The 24,537-nt window shown below is 70.1% G+C and carries 19 protein-coding genes; 12 read left to right on the top strand and 7 right to left on the bottom strand.

The window, feature by feature from the left end; genetic code table 11:
- Nucleotides 1-14 precede the first annotated feature (14 nt).
- Entirely contained in the window at nucleotides 15-458 is a 444-nt protein-coding gene (locus AC1DK4_RS11020) for a PRC-barrel domain-containing protein (protein WP_441614207.1), read from the top strand.
- 326 nt (nucleotides 459-784) lie between these two features.
- Complete coding sequence (locus AC1DK4_RS11015; RefSeq protein ID WP_441614208.1) at nucleotides 785-2,356, top strand: class I adenylate-forming enzyme family protein; 1,572 nt, start codon at nucleotides 785-787, stop codon at nucleotides 2,354-2,356.
- Nucleotides 2,357-2,421: 65 nt separating this feature from the next.
- On the opposite strand, the gene AC1DK4_RS11010 is transcribed toward AC1DK4_RS11015, so the two are convergent.
- Entirely contained in the window at nucleotides 2,422-3,309 is an 888-nt protein-coding gene (locus tag AC1DK4_RS11010) for a LysR substrate-binding domain-containing protein (protein WP_441614209.1), read from the bottom strand.
- Between the two features lie 103 nt (nucleotides 3,310-3,412).
- On the opposite strand from AC1DK4_RS11010, the gene purB reads away from it, so the two are divergent.
- From purB to AC1DK4_RS10980, 6 genes are all read left to right on the top strand, one after another.
- Nucleotides 3,413-4,777: an adenylosuccinate lyase gene (purB, locus tag AC1DK4_RS11005; protein ID WP_441614210.1), complete on the top strand. Its 1,365-nt coding sequence runs from the start codon at nucleotides 3,413-3,415 to the stop codon at nucleotides 4,775-4,777.
- A 70-nt stretch (nucleotides 4,778-4,847) separates the two neighbouring features.
- Nucleotides 4,848-5,825: a tripartite tricarboxylate transporter substrate binding protein gene (locus tag AC1DK4_RS11000; protein WP_441614211.1), complete on the top strand. Its 978-nt coding sequence runs from the start codon at nucleotides 4,848-4,850 to the stop codon at nucleotides 5,823-5,825.
- Between the two features lie 49 nt (nucleotides 5,826-5,874).
- A complete protein-coding gene (locus AC1DK4_RS10995; RefSeq protein ID WP_441614212.1) occupies nucleotides 5,875-6,984 on the top strand; it encodes a mandelate racemase/muconate lactonizing enzyme family protein in 1,110 nt (369 codons plus the stop codon).
- Nucleotides 6,985-7,252: 268 nt separating this feature from the next.
- Entirely contained in the window at nucleotides 7,253-8,149 is an 897-nt protein-coding gene (gene imuA / locus AC1DK4_RS10990) for a translesion DNA synthesis-associated protein ImuA (protein ID WP_441614213.1), read from the top strand.
- Nucleotides 8,082-9,635, top strand: a complete 1,554-nt coding sequence (locus tag AC1DK4_RS10985; RefSeq protein WP_441614214.1) for a Y-family DNA polymerase — start codon at nucleotides 8,082-8,084, stop codon at nucleotides 9,633-9,635. Before imuA ends, AC1DK4_RS10985 begins: the two co-directional genes overlap by 68 nt.
- Nucleotides 9,636-9,740: 105 nt before the next feature.
- Nucleotides 9,741-13,214: an error-prone DNA polymerase gene (locus tag AC1DK4_RS10980; protein ID WP_441614215.1), complete on the top strand. Its 3,474-nt coding sequence runs from the start codon at nucleotides 9,741-9,743 to the stop codon at nucleotides 13,212-13,214.
- 62 nt (nucleotides 13,215-13,276) lie between these two features.
- Here the strand turns inward: AC1DK4_RS10980 and AC1DK4_RS10975 are convergent, their stop codons facing one another.
- Complete coding sequence (locus tag AC1DK4_RS10975) at nucleotides 13,277-13,510, bottom strand: hypothetical protein (protein ID WP_441614216.1); 234 nt, start codon at nucleotides 13,508-13,510, stop codon at nucleotides 13,277-13,279.
- A gap of 408 nt (nucleotides 13,511-13,918) precedes the next feature.
- On the opposite strand from AC1DK4_RS10975, the gene AC1DK4_RS10970 reads away from it, so the two are divergent.
- Entirely contained in the window at nucleotides 13,919-15,901 is a 1,983-nt protein-coding gene (locus tag AC1DK4_RS10970) for a methyl-accepting chemotaxis protein (RefSeq protein WP_477131525.1), read from the top strand.
- 45 nt (nucleotides 15,902-15,946) lie between these two features.
- Here AC1DK4_RS10970 and AC1DK4_RS10965 read toward each other — a convergent pair whose 3' ends face one another.
- Nucleotides 15,947-16,855, bottom strand: coding sequence for a DMT family transporter (locus AC1DK4_RS10965; protein ID WP_441614218.1), 909 nt, complete (start codon nucleotides 16,853-16,855; stop codon nucleotides 15,947-15,949).
- Nucleotides 16,856-17,144: 289 nt separating this feature from the next.
- Between AC1DK4_RS10965 and AC1DK4_RS10960 the strand changes: the two genes are divergently transcribed.
- The 3 genes from AC1DK4_RS10960 to AC1DK4_RS10950 all read left to right on the top strand — a co-directional run bounded on the left by AC1DK4_RS10960 (nucleotide 17,145) and on the right by AC1DK4_RS10950 (nucleotide 19,653).
- Nucleotides 17,145-17,333 (top strand): hypothetical protein, encoded by a 189-nt coding sequence (locus tag AC1DK4_RS10960; RefSeq protein ID WP_441614219.1) that lies wholly within the window; start codon nucleotides 17,145-17,147, stop codon nucleotides 17,331-17,333.
- Nucleotides 17,334-17,391: 58 nt separating this feature from the next.
- Nucleotides 17,392-17,640 (top strand): GlsB/YeaQ/YmgE family stress response membrane protein, encoded by a 249-nt coding sequence (locus AC1DK4_RS10955; RefSeq protein WP_441614220.1) that lies wholly within the window; start codon nucleotides 17,392-17,394, stop codon nucleotides 17,638-17,640.
- A 666-nt stretch (nucleotides 17,641-18,306) separates the two neighbouring features.
- Nucleotides 18,307-19,653 carry a sigma 54-interacting transcriptional regulator gene (locus AC1DK4_RS10950; protein ID WP_441614221.1) on the top strand — a complete coding sequence of 449 codons (1,347 nt, stop codon included), beginning with the start codon at nucleotides 18,307-18,309 and terminating at the stop codon, nucleotides 19,651-19,653.
- On the opposite strand, the gene AC1DK4_RS10945 is transcribed toward AC1DK4_RS10950, so the two are convergent.
- The 4 genes from AC1DK4_RS10945 to AC1DK4_RS10930 are packed head-to-tail and all read right to left on the bottom strand — an operon-like array spanning nucleotide 19,595 to nucleotide 24,514.
- Nucleotides 19,595-20,398: an amidohydrolase family protein gene (locus AC1DK4_RS10945; RefSeq protein ID WP_441614222.1), complete on the bottom strand. Its 804-nt coding sequence runs from the start codon at nucleotides 20,396-20,398 to the stop codon at nucleotides 19,595-19,597. The genes AC1DK4_RS10950 and AC1DK4_RS10945 overlap by 59 nt on opposite strands.
- Nucleotides 20,395-21,282 carry a GIY-YIG nuclease family protein gene (locus AC1DK4_RS10940; RefSeq protein WP_477131524.1) on the bottom strand — a complete coding sequence of 296 codons (888 nt, stop codon included), beginning with the start codon at nucleotides 21,280-21,282 and terminating at the stop codon, nucleotides 20,395-20,397. The genes AC1DK4_RS10945 and AC1DK4_RS10940 overlap by 4 nt, the downstream gene beginning before the upstream one ends.
- The gene (locus AC1DK4_RS10935) at nucleotides 21,275-22,411 is read right to left on the bottom strand and encodes an aminotransferase class I/II-fold pyridoxal phosphate-dependent enzyme (RefSeq protein ID WP_441614224.1); all 1,137 of its coding nucleotides are present in this window, start codon (nucleotides 22,409-22,411) and stop codon (nucleotides 21,275-21,277) included. Before AC1DK4_RS10935 ends, AC1DK4_RS10940 begins: the two co-directional genes overlap by 8 nt.
- A gap of 18 nt (nucleotides 22,412-22,429) precedes the next feature.
- A complete protein-coding gene (locus AC1DK4_RS10930) occupies nucleotides 22,430-24,514 on the bottom strand; it encodes an 8-amino-7-oxononanoate synthase (protein ID WP_441614225.1) in 2,085 nt (694 codons plus the stop codon).
- Between the last annotated feature and the right edge of the window lie 23 nt (nucleotides 24,515-24,537).

The following is a 24,537-nucleotide window of genomic DNA, read 5'->3' as shown; positions in this document are numbered from 1 at the left end:
TCCAGGAGACCAAGATGAACCAACTCAATCCCGGCGGCCTCGCCGGTGGCGCCGGCGCGGCCATTGTCGGCAACGGTATCGGTGATGGACCCGGGCCCGAGGTCATGGCGGCCGCGACGCTGGACGGCAACAAGGTCTATTCGTCCGATGGCGAGCATGTCGGCAAGATCTCGGACATCATGCTCGACGTGCGCGGCGGGCGCATTGCCTACGCCGTGCTGACCAGCGGCGGCTTCCTCGGCATGGGCGACACGCTGCACGCCATCCCGTGGGGCGCCCTTACGCTCGACACCGACGAGAAGTGTTTCCGTATCGGCGTCACCGCGGAACGCATCAAGGATGCGCCCGGCTTCGACAAGGACAGCTGGCCTGCGATGGCGGATCCGCAGTGGGGCACCACGCTGCATGAATACTACGGGCGCTCGCCTTACTGGATCGGCGGCAGTGGGCCGCTCTGAGGCAAGCCGTTAAGGCATGGCTTTAAGGCAAGCCTCTGGCGCAAGCCGGTAGCCGGTCCTTCGCGTTTCCGCCTGCCGCGTTGCAGGGGAGAGAAGGCCCCGGGGGTGCCCCCGGGGCCTTCGCTTGTGTATCCCGCGGACGGCCCCGTCGGGCCCACCGCACCCGAACGTCGCGTCCGTGCGAGAATCCTCCGGTCCGGCCGCAGCTCGGCGGCGGGATTTGCCGGACGGTGCGGCGTATTGCCGTTCCCGATCACAATCCGTTCGCGACGGCCGCCGCATCCGGCGGAACCGATCGCGGCACCAGATGGAGACAGGAATTTCCCATGGGCATCACAGAACTTCTTGCGCAGCCGATTGGCAACCTGGCGGACTGCGTGCGGCTGCACGCCGCCGAGCGGCCCGGCCACACGGCGGTGATCGACAACCGCCGCTCGCTCACCTACGCGGAATTCGATGCGCTGGCCGACCGGGTCGCCGCCGCCCTGCAGCGTGACGGCTTGCGGCCCGGCGCGGCGCTGGCCATCTGCGCGGCGGCGTCGGCGGAGTACGCGGCGCTGCTGATCGGCGGCCTGCGCGCGGGCGTGGCGCTGGTGCCGCTGGCGCCGTCGTCCACGCCGGCCAGCCTGGCCGGCATGGTGGCTGACTCCGATGCCCGGGTGCTGTTCGTGGACGCGGATGTCCTGCGCGAGCTCGCGCCGGTGAAGGACGGCATCGGGGTGCCGCTGGTGGGCCTGGCCGGTGCGCCGGCCGGCCAGTCGTTCGAGGCCTGGCTCGCGCCCGAGGGCAGCCGGCCGCAGGAGCACCCGCTGGACCCGGAGCAGGTGTTCAACATCATCTACTCGTCCGGCACCACCGGCACGCCCAAGGGCATCGTGCATGCCCACGCGCTGCGCTGGAACCAGATTCGCCGCGTGCAGGAAAGCGGTGGCTACGGCCCCGACGCCGTCACGCTGATCTCCACGCCGCTCTATTCCAACACCACCCTGGTGAGCTTCATTCCCACGCTGGCGCTGGGCGGCACCGCGGTGCTGATGCCGAAGTTCGATGCGCAGCGCTACCTGGAGCTGGCCGCGCGGCACCGCGTCACGCACAGCATGCTGGTGCCGGTGCAATACCAGCGCTTGATGGCGCGCCCCGACTTCGACAGCTACGACCTGTCCTCGTACCGCATGAAGTTCTCCACCAGCGCGCCGCTGAGCGCGGCGCTCAAGGCCGATGTGCTCAAGCGCTGGCCGGGCGGCCTGGTCGAGTACTACGGCATGACCGAGGGCGGCGGCAGCTGCGTGCTGGCCGCGCACGAATTCCCGGACAAGCTCCATACCGTGGGCCGCCCCATGGAAGGCCACGATATCCGCCTGATCGACGACGACGGCAAGGAAGTCGCGGTGGGCGAGATCGGCGAAGTGGTCGGCAGTTCCAACGCCATCATGGCCGGTTACCACAAGCAGCCCGAGAAGACCGCCGCCGCCCACTGGCACGACGCCGCGGGCAAGCTGTTCATCCGCACGGGGGACGTCGGCCGTTTCGACCAGGACGGCTTCCTCACGCTGATGGACCGCAAGAAGGACATGATCATCAGCGGCGGCTTCAACATCTATCCCAGCGATCTCGAAGGCATCCTGCAGAAGCACCCCGCCGTGGCCGACTGCGCGGTCGTGGGCGTGCCCTCGCAACGCTGGGGCGAGACACCGGTGGCCTTCGTGGTGCTGCGCGACGGCGCGGCAGCCCCCGCGGCATCGGCCGGGGCGCTGATGGACTGGACCAACGATCAGGTCGGCAAGACCCAGCGCCTGGCCGTGGTGGAACTGGTGGACGTGCTGCCGCGCAGCGCGATCGGCAAGGTGCTCAAGCGTGAACTGCGCGACGGGTTCCGGCCGGGGCAGGCGCTGGACTGAGGCGGCCCGGGGCAGGCGGCGGGCGCACCGCTCGCCCCCTGCCGTCTGCCGTCTGCCGCCAACCGCTATCGCGGCGCGATCATGTCGATGAAATCCTGCATATAGCCGCGCACGTACTGGTCGGCCCGCAGGCTGACTGCCGCCATCGACGGCGGGAACAGGTCCGCGGTATCGATTACCGCGAGATCGGTGTCGCGCCGCGGCTCCACCGCCATCTGCTGGACCACGGCCACGCCCAGGCCGGCGGCGACATAGGCCTTGATCACATTGGCGTCGGTCGCGCGCACCACCACGCGCGGCGACAGCCCCCGGCGCTGGAACTCGCGCATCACCACCCATCCCGAATTGAAGTGCTCGTCGTAGGTCACCAGCGGGTAGCGCGCGATGTCTTCGATGGTCACGCGCGCCAGCTTCAGCAGCGCATGGCGGCGCGGCACGATCAGGCAGCGCGGGATGGGGTAGGCCTCGACCGAGATGATGCCCTCCGGCGTGACGTCCGGCAGCGTGGAGATGCCCAGGTCCACCGCGTTCTCGCTGACCCACTGCAGGATCTGCGCGGGGTGGCCCTGCAGCAGTTCCAGGTTGACCGCCGGGTACGCGGTGCTGAAGCGGCGGATGGCGTCGAGCAGGCCATAGCGCGCATGGATGTGCGTGGTGCCCACGCGCAGCGTGCCGCTGCCGCCGCCCGCCTGCCCGGCGCCGGCCAGCCCGTTCAGCGCGCGGGTGTCGTTGAGCACGCGCCGCGACAGCGCCGCCGCTTCCTGTCCCGCATCGGTCAGGCTCACCAGCCGGTTGCCACGGCGCACGAACAGCTCCACGCCAATCTCGCTCTCCAGTGAGCGGATCAGCTTGCTGACTGCCGGCTGGGTGGTGTGCAGGGCGTCCGCGGCGCGGGAGACGCTGAGCTGGCTGGCAATGACTGCCTGCAGGCAACGTAGTTGTTGGAGGGTCATATCATGCCATTTTGGCAATGATTGTCTACGAACATGTCATTTTACAGAAAGAAGCCGGCGGCCGAGAATGGCTGTAACCCCTCAGGCGAAAAAGGCTTCCGCGATGACCAGCAGTGTGTTCGACCAGTCCCTCCAGCAGCACATGTGGAGCACCGATGAGATGCGGGCCGTGTTCTCGGAGGAGAACCGCGTGCAGAAGTGGTTCGATTTCGAAGCCGCGCTGGCGGCCGCGCAGGCGGAACTCGGCATCATCCCCGCCGCGGCGGCCGCCGAGATCGGCGCCCGGGCGCGGGTGGCGGACATCGACCTGCCCGCGCTCGCTGCCGAAACCCGCCGCGTAAAGCACCCGCTGGTGCCGGCGGTGCGCGCCCTGCAGCGGCAATGCGCCGGCGGGCTGGGCGAGTTCGTGCATTTCGGGCCGACTTCCCAGGACGTCTACGACACCGGCATGATGCTTCAGGTGCGGCAGGCCCACGGCATCCTGATGCGCGACCTGGGCGCCGTGTCGCGCGAGCTGTACCGCCTTGCCGACGAGCACAAGCACACGCCGATGGCCGGGCGCACGCATGCCGTGCAGGCCTTGCCGATCACCTTCGGCCACAAATGCGCGATCTGGCTGTCGGAACTCGGCCGCCACCACGAGCGCATGCGCGGCCTGGAGCAGCGCACCTTCGTGGGCCAGATGGTGGGCGCGGTCGGCACGCAGGCCTCGTTCGGCGAGCAGGCCGGCGAGCTGGAGACGCGGCTGATGGCGCGCCTCGGACTGGGCGTGGCGCCGATCAGTTGGCAGCCCGCGCGCGACCGCCTGGGCGAGTACGTGAGCGTGCTCGGCCTGATCGGCGCCACGCTGGGCAAGATCGCCAACGAGATCATGAACCTCGAGGGCGACGAGATCGGCGAGCTGGCCGAGCCGTTCAGCGAAGGCAAGGTCGGCTCGTCCACCATGCCGCACAAGCGCAATCCCGCCGTGGTGGAGACCGTGGTGACGCTCAGCCGCGCTATCCGCTACAGCGTGGCGATGATGCACGACGCCCAGATGGCCGAGCATGAGCGCGACGTGGCGGCCGTGCGCATGGAATGGAAGGCCGTGCCCGAGGGCTGCATGATGGCGGCGGCCATGCTGCAGATGATGCACTACGCGCTGTCCGGCCTCACCGTGAACGCCGCGCGTATGCGCGCCAACCTCGACCTGCTCGGCGGCTTCCTGATGTCCGAGCGCGTGATGTTCGCGCTGGCCGACAAGGTCGGCAAGCAGAGCGCGCACGAACTGGTCTACGCCGCCGCCATGCTGGGCATGGAAAGCGGCATCACCTTCGAGCAGGCACTGTCGCGCGATCCGGCCATCCGGGCGGCGCTCGAACCGGCGGCGCTCAATGCGCTGCTCGATCCCGCCACCTATGTCGGGCTTGCCCCGCAGATCGTGGAGCGCTTCCTTGGCGAGACCCGGGCAAGCGGCTGGCTGGACTGAAGGCGACCATGCCTGCAAAGACAGCAGTCAACAGATAACAGATAACAGAAAACAGACAGGAGACACAGTCATGAACCGAATTGCCAGGTTACTGGGGCGCGCAGGCGCGCTGGCGCTGCTCTGCATGGGCGCCGCCGCGGCGGCGCCAGCGCAGGCCGACACCTATCCGAACCGCCCCGTGCGCGTGGTGGTGCCCTATCCGGTGGGCGGGGGCGGCGATACCGTCGCGCGGCCGCTGACCTTGTACATGTCCGAGCGCATGGGCCAGCGCATCATCGTGGACAACCATGGCGGCGCCAACGGCAATATCGGCATGGACATGGTCGCCAAGGCGCCTGCCGACGGCTATACGCTGGCGCTTGCGCTGACCTCGCAGCTCGCCGTCAACCAGAGCCTGTACCGCAAACTGCCCTACGACCCGATCAAGGATTTCGAGCCGGTCTCGCTGCTGGCCTCCGCGCCGTACTTCCTGGTCGTGCATCCCTCCGTGCCGGCGAAGAACCTGGCGGAATTCATCAAGCTGGTCAAGGCGAATCCCGGCAAGTACACCTACGGCTCGTCCGGCAACGGCAGCGGCCCGCACCTGTCGATGGAGCTCCTGAAATCCATGGCCGGGCTCGACATGGTCCATGTGCCGTTCAAGGGCACGGGGCCCGCCATGCCGGCGCTGCTGGCCGGGCAGGTCAGCGCGATGTTCGCCAGCTACGGCGTCGCGTCGCAGCAGATCAAGGCCGGCAAGCTGCGCGTGCTCGCGGTGTCGACGGCGCAGCGCGCGGCTTCGATGCCCAACGTGCCCACCATCGCCGAGGCGGGCGTGCCCGGCTACGAATCCAACGTCTGGTACGCGCTGCTGGCGCCGCGCCCCATCGTCGACAAGCTCAGCGGCGAGATCGCGGCCCTGATCAAGAACTCCGACCTGCGCAAGCGCTTCATGTTCGACGGCATCGTGCCGGTGGGCTCCACCCCCGAGGCCCTGGGCGCCTACATCCAGTCAGAGAGCGTCAAGTGGTCTGCCATCGTCAAGCGCTCGGGCGCCACCATCGACTGAGCCTGGCCCGCACGCCCATCCAACCGCAAGACCACAGGAATCCGCAACCATGAAGATCGAACGCGTAGAGGCCATTGCCGTCCGCATCCCGCTCAACAAGGTGTTCTCCGGCAGCTCGTACAAGGTCGACAGCCGCGCCACCGTGATCACCCGCATCCATACCAGCTCGGGGCTGGTCAGCGAGGTGTACAACGGCGACCCCCGCGAACACGGCCCCGAGATCGCCCGCATGATCGAGCAGGACATGGCGCCGCTGCTGGTCGGCGAGTCCGTGCATGCCTGCGAACGCATCTGGGAGAAGCTGTTCCGCCTGACCATCAAGGCGCCGGACCGGCCGCTGGTCATGAACGCGATCGCCTGCGTGGATTCGGCCGTCTGGGATCTGGCCGGCAAGGCGCTCGGCGTCAATGTGTGCCGCCTGATGGGCGGCTACCGCCAGGAAATCCCCATCATCGCCATCGCCGGCTACTACCTGCCGGGCAAGACGCCTGCCGACCTGGCCGGCGAGATGGCGTGGCTGAGGTCGGTCGGCATGGCCGGCTGCAAGGTGAAAGTGGGCGGGGCAACGCCCGAGGAAGACGCCGAGCGGGTGAAGTACGCACGCGAAGGCGGCGGCCCGGACTTCCTGCTCGCGGTGGATGCCAACCGCGGCTGGAGCGTGGCGGAGGCAACGCGCTTCGCCCGCCTGGTCGAGCCGTACGACATCGCATGGTTCGAGGAACCCTGCCACTGGCATGACGATGTGCGCGGCATGGCGGCGGTGCGCCAGGCCACCTCGATCCCCATCAACGCAGGCCAGAGCGAAGTCAGCGCGGCCGGCGTGCGCCGCCTGCTGGACGCCGGCGCGGTGGACATCGTCAATTTCGACGCCTCGGAAGGCGGCGGCATCACCGAATGGCGCCGCGCCGCCGCGGCCTGCGCGCTGGCCGGCGTGCGCATGGCGCACCACGAAGAGCCGCAGATCGCCTCGCACATGCTGGGCGCCATGCCGCACGGGATCTGCGTCGAGTGCTTCCCCGACCCGGACCGCGATCCGATCTTCCCCGGCATGTGGGCCAACCCGCCGCGCATCAAGGACGGCATCATGGCGATCCCGCAAGGCCCGGGCTTCGGCATCGAGCTGGACTGGGACATGGTGAAGCGATACCGGGTGAACTGAGCGACTGCAGTTGCAACTGCAACTGCAACTGCAACTGCAGGGCACGGCGTGCCGGGGCGTCCCGATATGTCTTGCCGGCCGGCCCGCGCGCGCCTCGGGGCAGGCTTTCCGTGCTCTTTCCTTGCGCCTTCTCTGCCCCTTCCGGCGTCGTTCCCGCGCACCGTCCCCGACCCTCCCGCTTCACCCTTGCGCCCAACCGTGATACTGTATAAATATACAGTAATCGGAAATCTCGCCTTGTCCCTCGGGGTAAGGCCGCAAGCGTCACATGACACCCCATCTTCAGACCGACTCGCCCGGCTTGCCGGGCGTTTCTTCCTTGGCGCCGGCACCCGCGGGGGGCCGCCAGGAGGCGCTGGATGCGCTCGAGCGGCGCTATCCCGGCCTGTGGCGCGCGGGGCAGCTCGGCCGGGCGGGGCAGGCGGGTAGCGTGCCGGCGGTGGAGACTGGACATGCCGCGCTGTCGGCTGAGTTGCCGGGCGGCGGCTGGCCGCTGGGGGCGCTGACGGAGCTGCTGCTGGCCGAGCCCGGCGTGGGCGAGCTGCGCCTGCTGCGGCCGGCCCTGGTGGCGCTGGCGGCGGGGCAGCGCCGCCTGGCGCTGGTGGGGCCGCCGCACCTGCCCAATGCAACGTGCCTGGCCAGCTGGGGTTTGCCGGCCCGGCAGGTGTTCTGGATGCGCGCGCCGGCCGGCGCGGGCAAGGCCGCGGCGCAGGCCGATGTGTTGTGGGCGGCGGAGCAGGTGCTGCGCAGCCAGGCCTTCGGCGCGGTGGTGGTATGGCTGCCCGCGGCGCGTCCCGAGGCGCTGCGCCGCCTGCAGGTGCTGGCGCAGGCCGGCGACGCGGCGGTATGGGCGTGCCGGCCGGCCGGCGTGCTGCACGAGTCGTCGCCGGCGGTGCTGCGGCTGCTGCTGGCGCCGGCGCCGGGCAATGCGATGTCGATCACCTTTCACAAGCGGCGCGGGCCGGTGCGCGAGCAGCCGCTGGTGCTGCCGCTCGACGAGATGATGGCGGTGCCGGGCCGTCCGTGCGCGCCGCGGACCTTGCCTGCGGAGGTTGCGCCATCGCCGGTTTCCCAGGCTATTGCGGGAGAGCAAGCCCATGTCGTACTGGATCGCGGTGCATCTGCCGCGCCTGTCGCTGGACGCGCTGCAGCCGAACTGGCCTGAGCCTGCCGCGGCCGCTGCCGTTCCCGGCCTGCTGCATCACAGCGTGCCGGTGGCGGTGGTGGAGCGCGAGCGCGTGGTGCTGGCCAACGGGCCGGCGGCGGCGCTGGGCGTGCAGGCCGGCATGCGGCGCGGCGGGGTGCAGGCCTTGTCGGCGCAGGTGGTGCAGCTCGAGCGCGAGCCGGCGGCGGAGGCGCAGCTGATGACGGCGCTGGCGCTGGCGCTGTTGCATTTCTCGCCGCATGTGGCCTTGCACCCGGACCCCGACGCGGCCACGGTGATGATCGATGCCGGCGCCAGCGTGCGGCTGTTCGGCGGGCATCGCACGCTGTGCCGCGCCGTGTATGCGCGGGTGCGCCGGCTGGGGGCGTTCCTGCAGCTTGGCTGCGCGCCGAGCGCCTTCGGCGCGGCGTGGCTGGCGGCGCAGCCGTTCAGGCGCGACCGGCGCGGCGCCATGGTGCGCCCGGCGCGGCGCGCGCTGCAGCCGGCGCGCATGGCACGGCTGCTGGACCGGCTGCCGGTGGGGATGCTGCATGGCGTGGCCGACGAGGGCTGGCTGGACGGCATCGGCTGCCGCACCGTGGGCGAGGTGCGCCGCCTGCCGCGCGCCGGCCTGCGGCGCCGCCTCGGCGCGGACTTGCTGGTACGGCTGGACCAGGCCTACGGCGAGGTGCCGGTGCGCTTTGCCTGGTTCGGCGCGCCGCCCGCCTTCGCGCAGCGCATGGAGCTGCCGGGCCGCACCGAATCCGTCCAGGGCGTGATGGCGGGCGCGCAGCGCCTGCTGCTGGCGCTGGGCGGCTGGCTGGCGGTGCAACAGGCCGGCGTGACGCGCGTGGTGCTGCGGCTCGAGCATGAGCGTTACCGCCTGGGCTGCGAGACCCCGGCCACGCCGGTGACGGTGAGCCTGGCCGAGCCCAGCCGCGATCCGGCGCATTTGTCCCGGCTGCTGCAGGAGCGGCTGGACAGGGTGCAGTTCACCGTGCCGGCGGTGGGACTGATGCTGGTGGTGGAGGCCATGCAGGCGTACCTGCCGCAGAGCGAGTCGCTGTTTCCCGAGCCGGGCGGCACGCCGGCCGAGCTGGGCCGCCTGCTCGATACGCTGATGGCGCGCCTGGGCCGCGAGAACGTACTGCAGCCGCAGCCGCTGGCGGACCACCGGCCCGAGCGCGCCAGCCGCTGGTGCCCCGTGGACGAGATGCCCGCGCGCGCGCAGGGGGCGGGCACGCAGGCCTGGCCCGAGCGCCCGCCCTGGCTGCTGGCGCAGCCGCTGCCACTGACCGTGCAGCGCCACCGGCCTTGCCACGGCGGGCCGCTGGCGCTGCTGTCGCGGCCCGAGCGCATCGAGTCCGGCTGGTGGGACGACGCGCTGGCCACGCGCGATTACTTCGTCGCCGAGCGCGCCGACGGCCTGCGCTGCTGGGTCTATCGCCAGCGCCCGGGGCGGGAGGAGGGCGGCGAGTACCGCTGGTTCCTCCACGGGTTGTTCTGAAACCGGAACGGCCCCCAGGCCCCCGCATTTCCTATTTCGCGTTCCCTATTTGCATTCCCTGTTCGCATTCCAGTTTCGCATCGTTGCTTCCCGTCCGCCTCCATCATGTCCAGCCAGCCTGCCGCTCCTTCGTTTTCCGCCTTGCCGGCCGCGCTCTCGGCGCTGCTGCCGGCCTTGCCCGACTATGTGGAGCTGCACTGCATCTCGAACTTCACCTTCCTCGAAGGGGCCTCGCACCCGGTGGAGCTGATCGAGCGCGCGTTCGCGCTGGGCTATGGCGGCCTGGCGCTGACCGACGAATGCTCGGTGGCCGGCACGGCGCGCGCGCACCAGGCGCTCAAGGATCTGCGCGAGCGCACCAGCGACGCGCTCGCGCGCAGCGCGGCGCGGCTGGCCGCCGGCCTGGATGCGGGCGAGGACGAGGAAGGCGAAGATGACCTGGAGGCCCTGGCCGCGGAAGAAGCGCAGGAGGGCGAAAGCAGCGAGCCAGGCGCGCAGGGCGCCTGGCTGGATGCCGCGGTCGCCGCGGGCCCCGGCGAGGCCGCCGAAGCGCGCCTGCTCCGCCATGAAAAGCTATCCGCCGTGGCCGCCGCCGCGCAGGAGTTCCGCCTGCTGATCGGCAGCCGCTTCACGCTCACCGGCCACGATGGCGAGCCGGCGCTGCGGCTGGTGCTGCTGGCGCAGGACCGCGAAGGCTTCGGCAATCTCTGCGAGTTCATCACGCTGGGCCGCCGGCGCGCGGGGAAGGGCGCCTATTGCCTGCACCCGGAAGACATCGCCGCGCCGCAGGCGGAGCAGGCCCACCTGCGCGGCATGCCCGATTGCGTGGCGCTGCTGCTGCCCGCGTATTGCCCCGAGCCGCAGGCGCTGCTGCGGCAGGCGCAGTGGATGCGGCAGGTCTTCGGCGCGCGCGCCTGGATCGCGCTCGAGCAATTGCAGGGCCATGCCGATGCCCTGCACCGGCTGCGGCTGGAGGATGCCGCCGCGCAGGCCGGCGTGCCGCTGGCGGCGGCGGGCGCGGTGACCATGCATGTGCGCTCGCGCAAGCCGCTGTCGGACGTGCTGAGCGCGATCCGCACCGGGCAGACGCTGGCCGGATGCGGCATGGCGCTGGCGCCCAATGCCGAGCAGCACCTGCGCATGCGCCAGCGGCTGTCGCGGCTGTACCCGCGCGATGCGCTGGCGCAGACGCTGCGCATCGCCGGCCTGTGCGATTTCTCGCTGGATACGCTGCGCTACGAATATCCGGAAGAACTGGTGCCCGCTGCCCTGACGCCGTTTGGCTACCTGTACAGCGAGACCATGAAAGGCGTGAAGCTGCGCTTTCCCGGCGGACTCGAACCCAGGTGGGAAACGCAGTTGACGCAAGAGTTCGCCCTGATCCGCGAGAAGCAGTACGAGTCGTTCTTCCTCACCGTGCACGACATCGTGCGTTTCGCGCGCGGCGAAGGCATCCTGTGCCAGGGGCGCGGCTCGGCGGCCAATTCGCTGGTCTGCTATTGCCTGTTCATCACCGAGGTCCATCCGGCCGACGCCAATATGCTGTTCGGCCGCTTCCTCTCGCGCGAGCGTGACGAGCCGCCCGATATCGATGTCGACTTCGAGCACCAGCGGCGCGAAGAAGTCATCCAGTACATCTACGAGAAATACAGCCGGGACCGCGCCGCGCTGGCGGCATCGCTGATCACCTACCGCTCGCGCAGCGCGCTGCGCGACGTGGGCCGCGCGCTGGGCATCGATGCCAGCGTGGTCGAGCAGGTGGTCAAGGGCCAGGCGTGGTGGGACGGCGGCAGGGGATTTCTCGAGCGCATCGCCCAGTACGGGCTGGATCCCGAGTCCCTGGCGGTGCGGCAGTGGGCCAGCCTGACCACGCAGCTGCGCGGTTTTCCGCGCCACCTGTCGCAGCACGTGGGCGGCTTCGTGATCGCGCGGCACAAGCTGTCGCGGCTGGTGCCGATCGAGAACGCGGCCATGGCGGACCGCAGCGTGATCCAGTGGGACAAGGACGATCTCGAGTCGCTCGGCCTGCTCAAGATGGACGTGCTGGCGCTGGGCATGCTGTCGGCGATCCGGCGCGCGCTGGAGATGATCGGCGGTTTCCCCGGCGCGCCTCGCAGCATGGCGGACATTCCTCGCGATGATGGGAAGACCTACGACATGATCTGCGCGGCCGACACCATCGGCGTGTTCCAGGTGGAGTCGCGCGCGCAGCAGTCGATGCTGCCGCGCCTGCAGCCGCGCACCTTCTATGACCTGGTGGTGGAAGTGGCCATCGTGCGGCCCGGCCCGATCCAGGGCGGCATGGTGCATCCCTACCTGAAGCGGCGCGAGCTGGTGCGGCGCACCGGCCAGCCGCCGGTGTACCACGACAAAGTCATCGAGAACGTGCTGGGCCGCACCCTGGGCGTGCCGATCTTCCAGGAGCAGGTGATGCAGCTGGCCATCGACGCGGCCGGCTTCTCGCCCGGCGAGGCCGACCAGCTGCGCCGCTCGATGGCGGCGTGGCGGCGCAAGGGCGACCTGCGCAAGCACCAGGACAAGCTGGTCAGGGCGCTGACCGCCAACGGGTATCCCGAAGCCTTCGCGCTGGCCATCTGCAAGCAGATCGAAGGCTTCGGCGAGTACGGCTTCCCGGAAAGCCATGCCGCCAGCTTTGCCAAGCTGGTGTATATCAGCGCGTGGATCAAGTGCCATCATCCGGCCGCCTTCCTGTGCGCGCTGCTCAACAGCCAGCCGATGGGCTTCTACTCGCCCTCGCAACTGGTGCAGGACGCGCGCCGCCACGATGTGCGCACGCACCCGGTGGACGTGACGGTGAGCGGCTGGGAGAGCACGCTCGAGCATGAGGCGGCAACCCACGCGCAGCCGGCGGTGCGGCTCGGCCTCGGCCGCGTGAGCGGCATGCGCGAGGCGGCCGCGCGGCGCATCGAAACCGCGCGCGCCGCGCGGCCCTTCGCCAGCGTGGAAGACCTGGTGCTGCGCGCCCGCCTGGACCGCCACGACATCGACGTGCTGGCCGCCGCCGATGCGCTCCGCGGCCTGGCCGGGCATCGCCGCCAGGCCCGCTGGCAGGCCCGCGCCGCCGCGCTGCAGGCAGCCCACCGCGACCTGCTCTACGAAGCACCGCCGCCCGAGAGCGAACTGGTCCTGCCCGCGCCGCGGCTGGGCGAAGACGTGGCCGCCGATTACGCCAGCCTGGGTTTGTCACTGAAGTCGCATCCGCTCGCGCTGCTGCGGCCGCGCCTGGACGCCATGAAATACGCCACCGCGCAGCAGCTCGCGCAGTACGGCAACGGCCGGCGCGTGCGCGCCTGCGGCATCGTCACCGTGCGCCAGCGGCCATCCACCGCCAGCGGCACCATCTTTGCGTCGATCGAGGACGAGACCGGCTCGGTCAATGTGATCCTGTGGCCAGACCTGGTCGAGCGTCAGCGCAAGGAGGTGCTGGGCGCGACCATGCTGGGCGTGATCGGGGTCTGGCAGCGCCAGGGCGAGGTCAGGCACCTGGTGGCGACGGAGCTGGTGGATCTGAGTCCGATGCTGGGGCGGCTGATGGTGAGCAGCCGGGACTTTCATTGAGGGGGAGGGTGCGGCTGCCCGGGCATCCGCGGGCCGGGCGGCAAGCCCGGTGCAGGCGGGCCTCAGGCCGCCCCTACCCGCTCCGAAGCGCCCCCCACCCTGTCGCGCCACCCCACCGCCTTCAGCACCGCAAAACCATGCACCGTCACGCGCGGACAGCGATGGCCGGAAGTACATTCCTCGAGCGATACCAGTCCGTGCTCGACCAGCGTCTCAAGGTCCACGGGGTCAAGTTGCAGGCAGTCCTGCGCATCGCGGACCAATAGCAAGGTGGCAAATTCGTGGGGGCTCAACATCGGTGACTCCAGGTTAGGGATGCCTGCTTTCGCAGGACCGCGGTGCGCGGTGACTGACGGAAAGACAGCGCTGCCGCGGATTGGTTCATGCGTTTCGCGCCGCGTGGCCGGCGCGGCGCGCCGGATTTCGTGTCCCCTCCCTTTCTACGAGCGGATTGCGTCCTGCGTGCGTCCGTTTTGTGTCCGCATTATTTCGTTCTCCTGTTTTCCGATTCCGTCGCAGCGCATCGTGCCTGCCGCCGGCCAGCGCGTCCGCGCCGCCTGTCTCGTCCTTCGCATGTCTGTTTCGCGCCCGTTTTGCGGGCATCCTGCACCGTCATCGTGCTGTTTCGGCCCCACCCTTGTGCGCGCGAAAATAAGCCATAAAAGGGCCCTTCAGTACATTGCGGAGCGGCCGATACAAGGCGCATGCATGTGTCATTCCTGGGGACCTCCGTGGCGTCTTTTCTCTCTCCCGCAGTGCGCCTGATGGCGCGCCTGAACATCACCCGCAAGCTTGCCTTGCTTGCCATCCTGTTTCTGATCCCGCTGTGCGGCACGCTCTATGCGGTGCTGGGCATGTCCGTACAGTCCATTCGCGCCGCGCAGGACGAACTGCGCGGCCTCGCCATCGTCGACCGCGCGCTCGATTTCATGCGCGAGACGCAGGTCAGGCGCGGCGCGGCCAACGCCGTGCTGGCCGGCAACGCCGCATTTCGCGCCACCTTCGACGATGCCGATGCCAAGGCTGCGGCACACCTGGCGGCGCTCAGGCAGCAGGCCGGCGCGGGCGGCAGGTTCGATGTGACGCCCGATGCGGAAAAGCTCGTTCAGGCGTGGCAGGCCATGCATGAATCGGGCCTGAACGGGACCGCGGGCCCCTTGTTCGCGCAGCACAGCGCGCTGGTCAAGCAGATCCGCCTGTTTATCGGCGACGTGGCCGACCGCTCGTCGCTCGCGCTCGATCCCGACAGCGGCTCGTACTACCTGGTCAACCTGATGGTCGGGCCCATGCCCAAGCTGGCGGAGCTGAGCGCGCTGGCGCGCGGCCGGGGGGCTGCCATCATCAGCCAGGGCGGTTACTCCGATGCGGCGCAGCAAGCAGAACTGGCCGCGCTGGGCGAGCAGATCCAGGACGGCCTGGAATCCGTGCGGCGCGACATGGGCCGCGTCATGCGCGGCGCCCCGGCATATCGCCAGCGCGTGGAAGCGTCGCAGGCGCAACTGGCCGCCGTGGACGCGTTCTACCGCACGCTCAAGGACAAGATGCTGGGTGCCAGCGGCATCGCGATCGATGCCAAGGCCTACTTCGACGAGGCCAGCGCCGCCATCAACGCCGTGTCGGCGGTCAACAAGGAATTCTCGGTGATCGGGCACGCCATGCTGGAGGAGCGCATCGCCGCCGATACGCGGGAGCTAGCAGCGCTGGGCGGGGTGGCGCTGCTGGCGGTGGGCGCGGCGTTCTACCTGTTCGCGGGCTTCAGCAGCGGCATGCGCGCGGATGTGCGCGAGGTGGGCGCGATGGTGGAGCGCATCAACGCGGGCGACCTGGCGCTGCGCATGGCTGTGCATGGCCGCGATGAGCTGAGCGAGGTGAAGCGGCACCTGCTCTCRCTGGTGCAAAACTGGCGCGCGCTGATCGGCGATACCAAGGCCGGTGCGCAGAACGTGCTGGCCGCCGCCGGTGAAATCGCCCAGGGCAACCTGGACCTGTCCCGGCGCACCGAGGCGCAGGCGTCCTCGCTGGAGCAGACCGCCGCCAGCATGGAGCAGCTCACGGCCGCCGTGCAGCAGAACGCCAGCAGCGCGGACCAGGCCAGCGCGCTGGCCGGCGAGGCCCGCGATATCGCCGTGACGGGCGGCGCCTCGGTGGGGCGGGTGCTGCAGACCATGGGCGAGATCGAGGCCGATTCGAGGCGCATCGTCGAGATCATCGCGGTGATCGACGCGATTGCCTTCCAGACCAATATCCTCGCGCTCAATGCCGCGGTGGAGGCGGCGCGCGCGGGCRAATACGGCCGCGGCTTCGCCGTGGTGGCCACCGAAGTGCGCGGCCTGGCCCAGCGCGCGGGCAGCTCGGCAAAGGAGATCCGCGCGCTGATCTCGCAATCCGTGCAGCGCGTGCAATCGGGTTCCGCGCTGGCCGGCGATGCCACCGCGACCATGGCCAGCATCGTGGACGCGGTCAGGCGCGTCACCACCATGATGGACGAGATCAGCAGCGCCTCGCGCGAGCAGAGCAACGGCATTGCCCAGGTCAACCAGGCCGTCACGCAGATGGACCAGGTCACGCAGCAGAACGCCGCGCTGGTGGAGCAGGCCGCGGCGGCGGCCGATGCGCTCAAGGAGCAGGCACACCGCATGGAGCAGGCGGTCGGGGTGTTCCGGCTGGAGCAGGCGCTGGCCGCGTAGCGCGCCCGGGCATGGCAAGCCAGGCGCAGGCGCCCGGCCGTCGACTCAGCGCCGGTTGGCGAGCCAGATGCCGCCGACGATGGCCGCCAGGCCGGCCGCATGGAACCAGCGCGGCCAGTCGCCCAGCAGCGCGCTCGACATCAGCGCGGCAAACACCGGTGTGAGCGTGAAGAAGAACACCGGCAATTGCGCGCCGGCGCGCGCGATGGCGCGGTCCCAGGCAAAGTAGCCGAGCAGCGACGGCACCGTGGCCACGTACAGCAGGATGGCGACCACCTTGCCGTCCAGCTGCAGCGGCGCGTGCGCGGCCATCATCTCCCACGCTGCGAACGGCGCGCTGGCCAGCACGCCCGCCACGATCTGCGCGAACAGCAGCACGGCCAGCGGCAGGTCGGGGCGCCGCTTGCGCAGCAGCCAGGTATAGGCGCTCCACATGATGGTGGCCGCCAGCATGAACAGGTCCCCCGGCACGAAATCGAGCTGCGCCAGCCGCGCGGGATCTCCGCGCAGCAGCACCACGCCCACGCCGGCCAGGCAGAGCAGGGCGCCCGCCACATGCCAGCCGCGCACGCGCTCGTGGAAGAACAGCGCGCCGATGATCAGCAGGAAGATCGGCGCGGAAGCCCCGATCAGGGTGACGTTGATCGGCGACGACGTGGTCAGCGCCAGGTACTGCAAGGCGTTGTAGACCGACACCGACAGCATGCCCATGGCGGCGATCACCCCGGCGTGCTGCCTCAGGGTCGCGGCGTGCTCGCGCAAGCCCCGCCACACGGCGGGCGCCAGCAGCAGCCCGGCCAGCGCCCAGCGGGCAAAGTTCAGCGTGATGGGCGGGATGGCGCCGGCGGCGTAGTGGCCGACGATGGCGTTGCCGGCCCAGCTCAACGGCGGAAATGTCAGCAGGCCAAGCGTGGTCCAGTCGAGGCCGGCCTTGCCGGCGGCGGTAGCGCGCATCAGAGGGTTATGGTCCTGTCGGTGTTGCTGTTTTTCTTGGTTCCGCGTCTGGCGGGCATTATGCCGCAGCGTCGAATGCAATCGTCCCGGAACCCGCGGTCGGAAACGTGCAATCGGGACCATGCCGGTGCGCGAGCGCCTCGCGCGGCTTGCGAGCGATGTCCGGCATGCCCGGCGAGGTCCGGATACGAACTGTTACACGTGGATGCGGGCAGGCTGTCAACACGGCAAAGCGGCGGGCCGTTTTTACAGGCAACGCGCAAGCTGCGCGCCTCACCTGGAGATCGCAATGAAAAAAGTCCTCGCCATCCTGACCCTTGGACTCTTCGCAGCGGGCGCTTACGCCCAGACCCCCGCTCCGGCCGCCGAACCAAGCAAGGAGCCGGCCAAGGTCGAAAAGAGCGCGCACAAGAGCAACAAGACTCACGCCACCAAACATAGCAAGACCGCTTCGCCGGCCAAGCCCGCCGCGCAATAATGCGGTGTTCCGGAATGCGCTCCGCCCGGGGCGCATTCCTTTCCCTGCCTGCTGACCCATGCACCTGATCTGGACCATTCTCATCGGCTTCATTGCCGGCCTCGTGGCGCGCGCCATCACGCCTGGCAGTGGCCCCAGCGGCTTCATCCTCACCGCTGCGCTCGGCATCGCCGGCGCGCTGGCCGCGACCCTTCTCGGCCAGTTCCTGCACTGGTATCGACCGGGCCAGTCGGCCGGTTTCATCGGCGCCGTGGTCGGCGCGGTGATCCTGTTGCTTGGCTATCACCTGGTCGCCGGCAAGCGCTGAGGCCGTGGCGCGGGCGCCTGCATTCCGCCGCGGCGCCGGGCGCGCGAAGCGCCTCGACATGGTGCGTGATGCGCGCCGCGGCGCGCCCCGGCATTTGCGCCGGCCTATGCCGGCACGCGGCGCCGATGCGTCGCGCGGGGCCTGCGATCGCGTGCCATCAACGGCCAATGGCGAATGGCGCCTCGCGGTCACATCACCGTGGCAAGAATTGCCAGAAGCGCGATGACAGGATTAAGTAAATTCAATTTGCCTGGCGCCAAGGCGCCGCCTAGTATGGGGAAAAACTAAAAACCGGCGGGTCGTTGGGGAGGCGCAGATGCAGCAGTCTCGAACGCCCGTGGCCTTCCGGCCGCCGCCCGCGCGGTATCGAACCGCGCCGCCTGGCAGGATCCAGCACTGTCGCTGGCCGCACCGTCGGCATGCGGGGGCGACTACCGGCCCGCGCCAGGACGTGAGGCCGCGTGCCTCGCGCAGCGTCGGCGTGCGGTCTTCTGCCGCCACGCCATCGGCGGGCGATTCCGATACCCCCTCATCATCCCGAAGCCGGCGCTCTGCCGATACCAGTCACGACTTGCCGCGTTCTTGCCGGGCCGCCGCAGGCCCGGCCGCGCGCTTTGCCCGGTTGCCCTGAGTCCGGACCGGTAACCCATCTTCGCGGGCCATGGGATGCGTGTCGTTCTCTACCAGGAAGACCCCCGGCAGGCCGCGCAGTTGCTGCGCGCACACGGCCTGCCCGACCATCTTGACGTGTCGGGCGCGGGCGAGGGCATGCTGGTGGTCGTCGCGCGCGCCCGCGGCGACCGCGTGGCGGCCGCCGCGCAGCAATGGCTGCGCGGCTTTCCGCTGCCCGATGCCTTTATCGCCGGCTGCACGGCGAGCACGCGCTGCGATTGCCAGGCGCAGGGGTGGTGGCCCGCGGCGGTCTGCGACCTGGTTGCGGCCGAGGACGACGATGCATTGCTGACCGAACTCGCGTTGCGCCTGGCGCGCCTCGCGGAGATGGAGACCATCCTGTCCTCGGACTGGCTGCAAAAGCGCGCCGTGGGCAAGTCGCCGGTGTGGCGCGGCACGCTGCGCGCGGTGGCGGAGGTGGGGCGCTTCGGGCGCGGCGCCTGCCTGCTGCTGGGCCATAGCGGCTGCGGCAAGGAGTTGCTGGCGCGCCTGATCCATGACCTGGATCCCGTGCGCCGCCGGGGACCGTTCATGGTGGTCGACTGCACCACGCTCAGCCCGGAGCTGTCGGGCAGCGAACTGTTCGGCCATGCGAAGGGCGCCTTCACGCATGCGGTGGCCGCGCGCGACGGCGCGGTGGCGCTGGCCGACGGCGGCACGCTCTTCCTCGACGAGATCGGCGAGCTCGAGCCGTCGTTGCAGGCGCGGCTCCTGCGGGTGATCCAGGAGCATATGTACAAGCGGGTGGGCGAGGACAACTGGCGCCGTTCGGATTTCCGCCTCACCTGCGCGACCAATCGCGATCTCGAGGCCGAGGTGCTGGCCGGCCGTTTTCGCGGCGATCTCTACTTCCGCATCACGCAATGGACCGTGCGCGCGCCGGGCCTGGCCGAGCGGCGCGAGGACATTCCTTTGCTGGTCCGGCATTTCCTGGCCGAAGCGGATGCCGGGGTGCCGGAGGTGATGCCCGAGGTCATGCACCAGCTGATGCGGCGCGAGTACCAGGGCAATGTGCGCGAGTTGCGCAATGTGGTGCTGCGCATGGCCGACCGTCAGCACGGCTTCGGCGTGCTGAGCACCGGCTCGCTCGACCGCCAGGCGACGGACGGTGGCGCGCCCGACGCGCCGGACGACTGGACGCAGACGCTTGCCCGGGCCGTGGAAGGCGCGCTCGACGCCGGGCTCGGGCTCAAGAGCATCGGCCAGATCGCCGAGGCCATCGCGGTGCAGGTGGCCGAGCGCCGCGCGGGCTCCACGGGGCGCGCGGCGGAGATGCTGCGCGTCACTCCGCGCGCATTGCAGTTGCGGCGGCAACTGCGGCCGGTGGAGGGCGGCCAATGAGCCGGGCGGCCGGCAACGGCGCGCGGCGCAGCAGCCGCAGCGCGTTGCCGCCGGCCATGCGCGCGAAGGCCGCGGCCGACGGCCGCAGCGCACGGATCTTGGCGAGTTCCAGGCCGGGGTGCAGCCAGGGCCCGTCCGAGCCGAACAACAGCTTGCCGGGCCCCGCGCGTGCGAGCGCCTCCTCCAGCAGGTCGAAGCGGCGCACGCCCGCCGTGTCGGCGAACAGGTTCGGGTAGCGCGCGATCAGGTCGATCACCTGGCGTTGCGCGGCCCAGTCGTCGGCGAAGCTGCCCAGGTGCGCGAACACGAAGGGCACATCCGGATGCGTCTGCGCCAGCAGGCTCAGCGCGCCGGTCTCGCCGCCGGGGTCGTAGAGCACGGGAAGCCGCCAGCGCCGCGCCGCGTCGCAGACCTGCCGGTGGATGCGCGCATCGTGGCGATGGACCTTGATGCCGCGCAGGCCCAGGCGCAGCACCGCCTCCTCGATCATGCGGTGGACCCGTTCGCGGTCGCGCTCGGCGTGCACCATGGCAAAACCGGTCCAGCGGCGCGGGTCGGCGCGCACGAGCGCGGCCACGTCGCGGTTGCCCTGCGCGTAGTCCGACTGGAACACGGGCAGCAATACCGAGTGCGCGATGCCGGCCTCGCTTGCGCGGCGGGCATAGGCGGCCAGCGGGGCGGTGGTGTCCCACGGCCCGGTCATGCCATCGCCCTGGCCGGCGTGGACGTGGAAGTCGATGATCATGGCGCCAGCTCGAACGCGGAGTCCGCCGGATGGGACATGTGATTGCCCGGCGGCGCGAGCGCCGACATGGCCACCGGCAGCACGCAGCGGATATCGACGCCGCCGGCGCCGACCGAGACCGAGCCCGTGCGCTGCGTATTGACCAGCATGGAGCGCCTGCCGGTGGTCCTGGGCGCCCAGTAGGAGAGCAGGCGGGTCAGCGCATGTTCGACGGCGTCCAGGTCCGCCGGCGGGACCTCGGCGGCCCACACGGCAAGGCCTGTGTCGCGATGCAGCCGTTCGTGCAGGCGATGGTCCAGCATGYGACCGCGCAGGTCGCGGGACTTGCCGACATAGACCGGCACGCCGTTGCGCTCCAGGAGATAGACACCGCTGCGCGGCAATGCCTGCTGGGCGCTGACCGCCGCGTTGATCAGGCTTGGCCACCGGCGCCACGCCAGCGTGCGGTTGACCGAGCGCTTGGGCATTTTGTACTCGGCCTCATCCGCGTAGCCCTTCGGCAGATAGCGCTCGGACAGATGCCCCGACAGATCCGCCGACAGATCCGCCGGCAGACGCGCGGACAGTCGCGCCGGCAGATCTTCCGGGAGATCTCCCGACAGCGCTGGCACAAGGCTCAGGCCAACCAGCGACAGCACGCCTTGCTGCAGCCGCGCGAGCAGGCAGGCGCGGCAGCACGCCCCGGCGCTTTCGAAGCGCGCCGTGCCGAGCCGCGGCTGCGTGCTGACGCGGCGCGCGCGCGCCACGATCTGCCGCAGGTCGTTGACGAGCATCTGCGGCGGCGTGCCGGCGGGGTAGCGGCGCGTGTCGGCAAGCAGCCGCAGCAGCCTGCGCATGCGCCATGGCGCGAGATCCAGCATCTCCCCATCTGCGGTCTTAAACATGCTGTTGCTCCTCAAGGCAAGGTGCGTGGGGCACGGCGCGGCAGGGCGGCAGTTGCCGGACCAGCGTGGCCATCGTGGCCAGCAGCGCGTCGATCTCGTCAATCCCGTGGCTGGCGCGCACGATCACGGCCAGTACGTAGCGGCCCTCGGGCCGGCGCAGCAAGGCGGTGCGGAATCCGCCCGCGCGCAGCTCGGCGTGGAGCGCGAGCGTGCGCTCCGGTGCGCCGAGCCAGATCTGCTGCATCGGATGCGTGGGCAGCGTGGCCTGCAGGTCCGGCAAGGCCGCCCGCGCGAGCCAGTGCAGCCCGGCGCGCAGGTGGTGCACGCGCTGCAGCAGGCGCAGCCGCAGCGCGTCGCCCTCGCGCCGGTTGGTGGCCAGCGCATCGAGCCCGGCCAGCAGCGCCGCCTCGCTCGCGGCGCTGCAGTGCGACTGGGTCGGGCCGTCGCGCGCGATCTCCGCGATCAGCGCGGCGGGGCCGCACAGGCTGGCCAGCGGCGCACCGAAGGCCTTGGCCCATGACGCCAGCAGCAGCACGGGCTGCGCCGCGCCGAGCCCTGCGTAGCGCAGGATGCCGCCGCCGCCGTGTCCCCACGGATGGCGCGCAGAAGGCTGCCGGCCCAGCAGGCCGAGCACCTGGCTGTGATCGACCACCAGCACGCCGCCGCACGCGGCCACCGGTGCGAGATACCGGGCGAGCGGCACCACCGCGCCCTCGCGGCGCGTGGCATCGGTGATGACCGCCGGCGCGCGCGCAGGGTGGCGCTGGCGCATGCGGCGCAAGCGGGCAAGCATGCCGGCCAGGTCGGCATGCGCGAACCACGACACCGGCGTGCCGAGGCCGGCCACGCGCTCCAGGCCCCAGCGCATGACCGGGTAGAGCGCGTCGTCGGCGATCAGCACATGGGTGCGGGCCAGCCGGTCGAACACGTCGATCGCCAGGTGCAGCGTGGATGGCGCCACCAGGCCCGCCTCGCTGCCCTGCAGCGCCGCGGCCTGCAGCGCCAGCCGCCCGGCTTGCGGCGACGCGCCCAGCGCGGCCGGCATGCCGGTGGTCAGCGCCGCAAAGCCGCCGATCCGCGAGGCGGGGTGCGCCAGGCCCAGGTAGAGCGCGGAAGCAAAGTCGACCATGGCGCCGCATCCTGTCGCTCAGGCCACCTTGATGCCCTTTTGCTCGCGCAGGCGGCGCAGCAGGTGCATGCCCGGCACCTGCACGTCGACCGGCTCTGCGCCGACGTCGATGCCGGTCACCGCGCGATAGGAGTGGATGTAGGTCTGGATCTCGGGCCGGAAGAATGCCGCCCAGTTCGCCGCGTTGGACGGGTCGTTGACCGAGTTCCAGTCGCTCCAGCGGATCGACGACACGATCTGCTCGCCGGTGGTGGCCAGCTGCCAGAACTGGTAGGTATTGGTGTCGCCCCAGCCCTGCAGCTTGCGCATGCTCTCCACCGAATGCATCCACGGCTCCGGGTACGCGATCATCGAGCGGCGCGGCAGGAACTCGCGGAACTCGGTGCGCGCCAGCATCCACTGCTGCATCATCATCTCCACGCGCGCCGTGGTGGGCAGGTCGCGGAACTGGTTGTGCGCGCCTTCGGACAGGATCAGGTGGACCTCGCGCAAGGCATTGAGCAGCGGGAAGCCGTCGGGCACCACCGTGGTGTCGTCGGCCTGGCGGAAGAACGGCACGCACAGGTTGAGCAGCGTATGGAAGGCGGCGAGGAACTTGCTGCGCGTGTCGGCCGGCTGCATCTGCGGCACGGCCTTGCCGATCAGGCGGAAGCCGTACTCGTGCATGTACTCGGCCGCGCGGCGCTCGATCGGCAGGCGGTGCTGCTCGTCCTGGACCCAGCCCCAGATCATGTTGTTGAGCGGGCGCAGCGGATCGAGCTCGAGCTGGGCCAGCGGGTCGTGCTGGCCGACCGAGATGTTCTGGAAGCGCCGCGAGATCGCGTTCATGGTCTGCACCAGTTGCAGCTCCTCCATCCAGTAGCTCCAGATCAGCTCGATCAGCGGGGGCTGGGCCAGCTTGGCGGAGATATTGCGGTTCCAGTGGCGCAGCCACAGGCAATTGTTGCCGCACGCGCCGTTGGGGTCGGGCACGTCGTCGCCTACCTTGCCGGCCTCGTCCTCGAGCATGCCCTGGATCACGCCGGCCGCGTCGGTGCCCTGCATGGCGATCGCCACCCGTTGCAGGTAGGGCAGCGATGGCGGCACGCTGGCGTCGCCGAAATACTTGGCGACCAGGCCCTCCACCGCGAGCTGGTTGAGGCGCAGGCCGAGCCGGTCGTTGGCCAGCGCGATGGCGGCCGAGTCCGCGCTCAGCAGCTCGCTCAGGAGGGCCGCGTCGAGCGGCTTGGGCACGACCGCGCCCCATGTCACGATAAACGCTTCGGTGGCGACCTTGAGGGCGCGGTAGGCGTCGGTATCGGTAAACGGCAGGAAGCGGCGGCGGCTGAGCTGGGCGGCCGCGGCATACATCGGCGCGGCGGTGCCGGCCATGCCGTCGGTGAAATCGCCCGGGAAGAACAGGCGGTCCATCTGGTTGATGTAGTTGTCCCAGCTCAGCATGTCGGCATTGAGCTTGATCAGCAGCCACAGCGCGACGTCGCCGGTCAGCGTCCGGGTGGTCCGCTGCAGGGTGACCGGGGTGGGGTGGCCGTAGCTGTCGCGCGCGAGCGGGCCGGAACGCTCGGTGATGAGGTCGGGCAGGGGGTGGAAGCCGGTGACCTGGCCCCCCGTGCCCGTGCCTGTGCCCGTGCCAGGGTTCGCCGGGACCCCCGGGTTGGCATTGGGATCGGCGCGGGACGGAAATACGATCTTGCCGCTGATCTGCGCTTCCTTCTGGAGCATGAGACAGCTGACGATCTCCAGGATCATGACGTCCCGCGAGTCATCCGGCAGTGCCAGCAACTGGGTGAATATCTTGCGTACTTCGGAGACCGCCTTCTTCATGGCTTTCTCATCGCCGACCCGGCCCGAGATTTCCTTCGGCTGGATCGTCAGGATGGCCTCAGGCGCCTCCCGCGAGGCAAATTGCAGCCCTTCCTTGGGGATGTCCGCATACTTGTCTCCGCTCTTGATCCTCGCCGCGCATTGCACCGCATGCATCCATCCGCCCTCCTCGATAAGCGAGGCCGGATTGCGCGCCACGAAGAACTGGCCGTCTTCCACGTACCCGCCGCCCAGGTCCAGCGGAGCGCTGAAAGTCATCTTCTCGATCGTCGTCATCATCCTTCTCCATCAGACTTCACAGA

The sequence above is a fragment of the Cupriavidus sp. 05N38 genome (assembly GCF_056397345.1).
The sequence above is the reverse complement of the archived record's forward strand: the minus strand, read 5'-3'. Positions and strand labels throughout refer to the sequence as shown.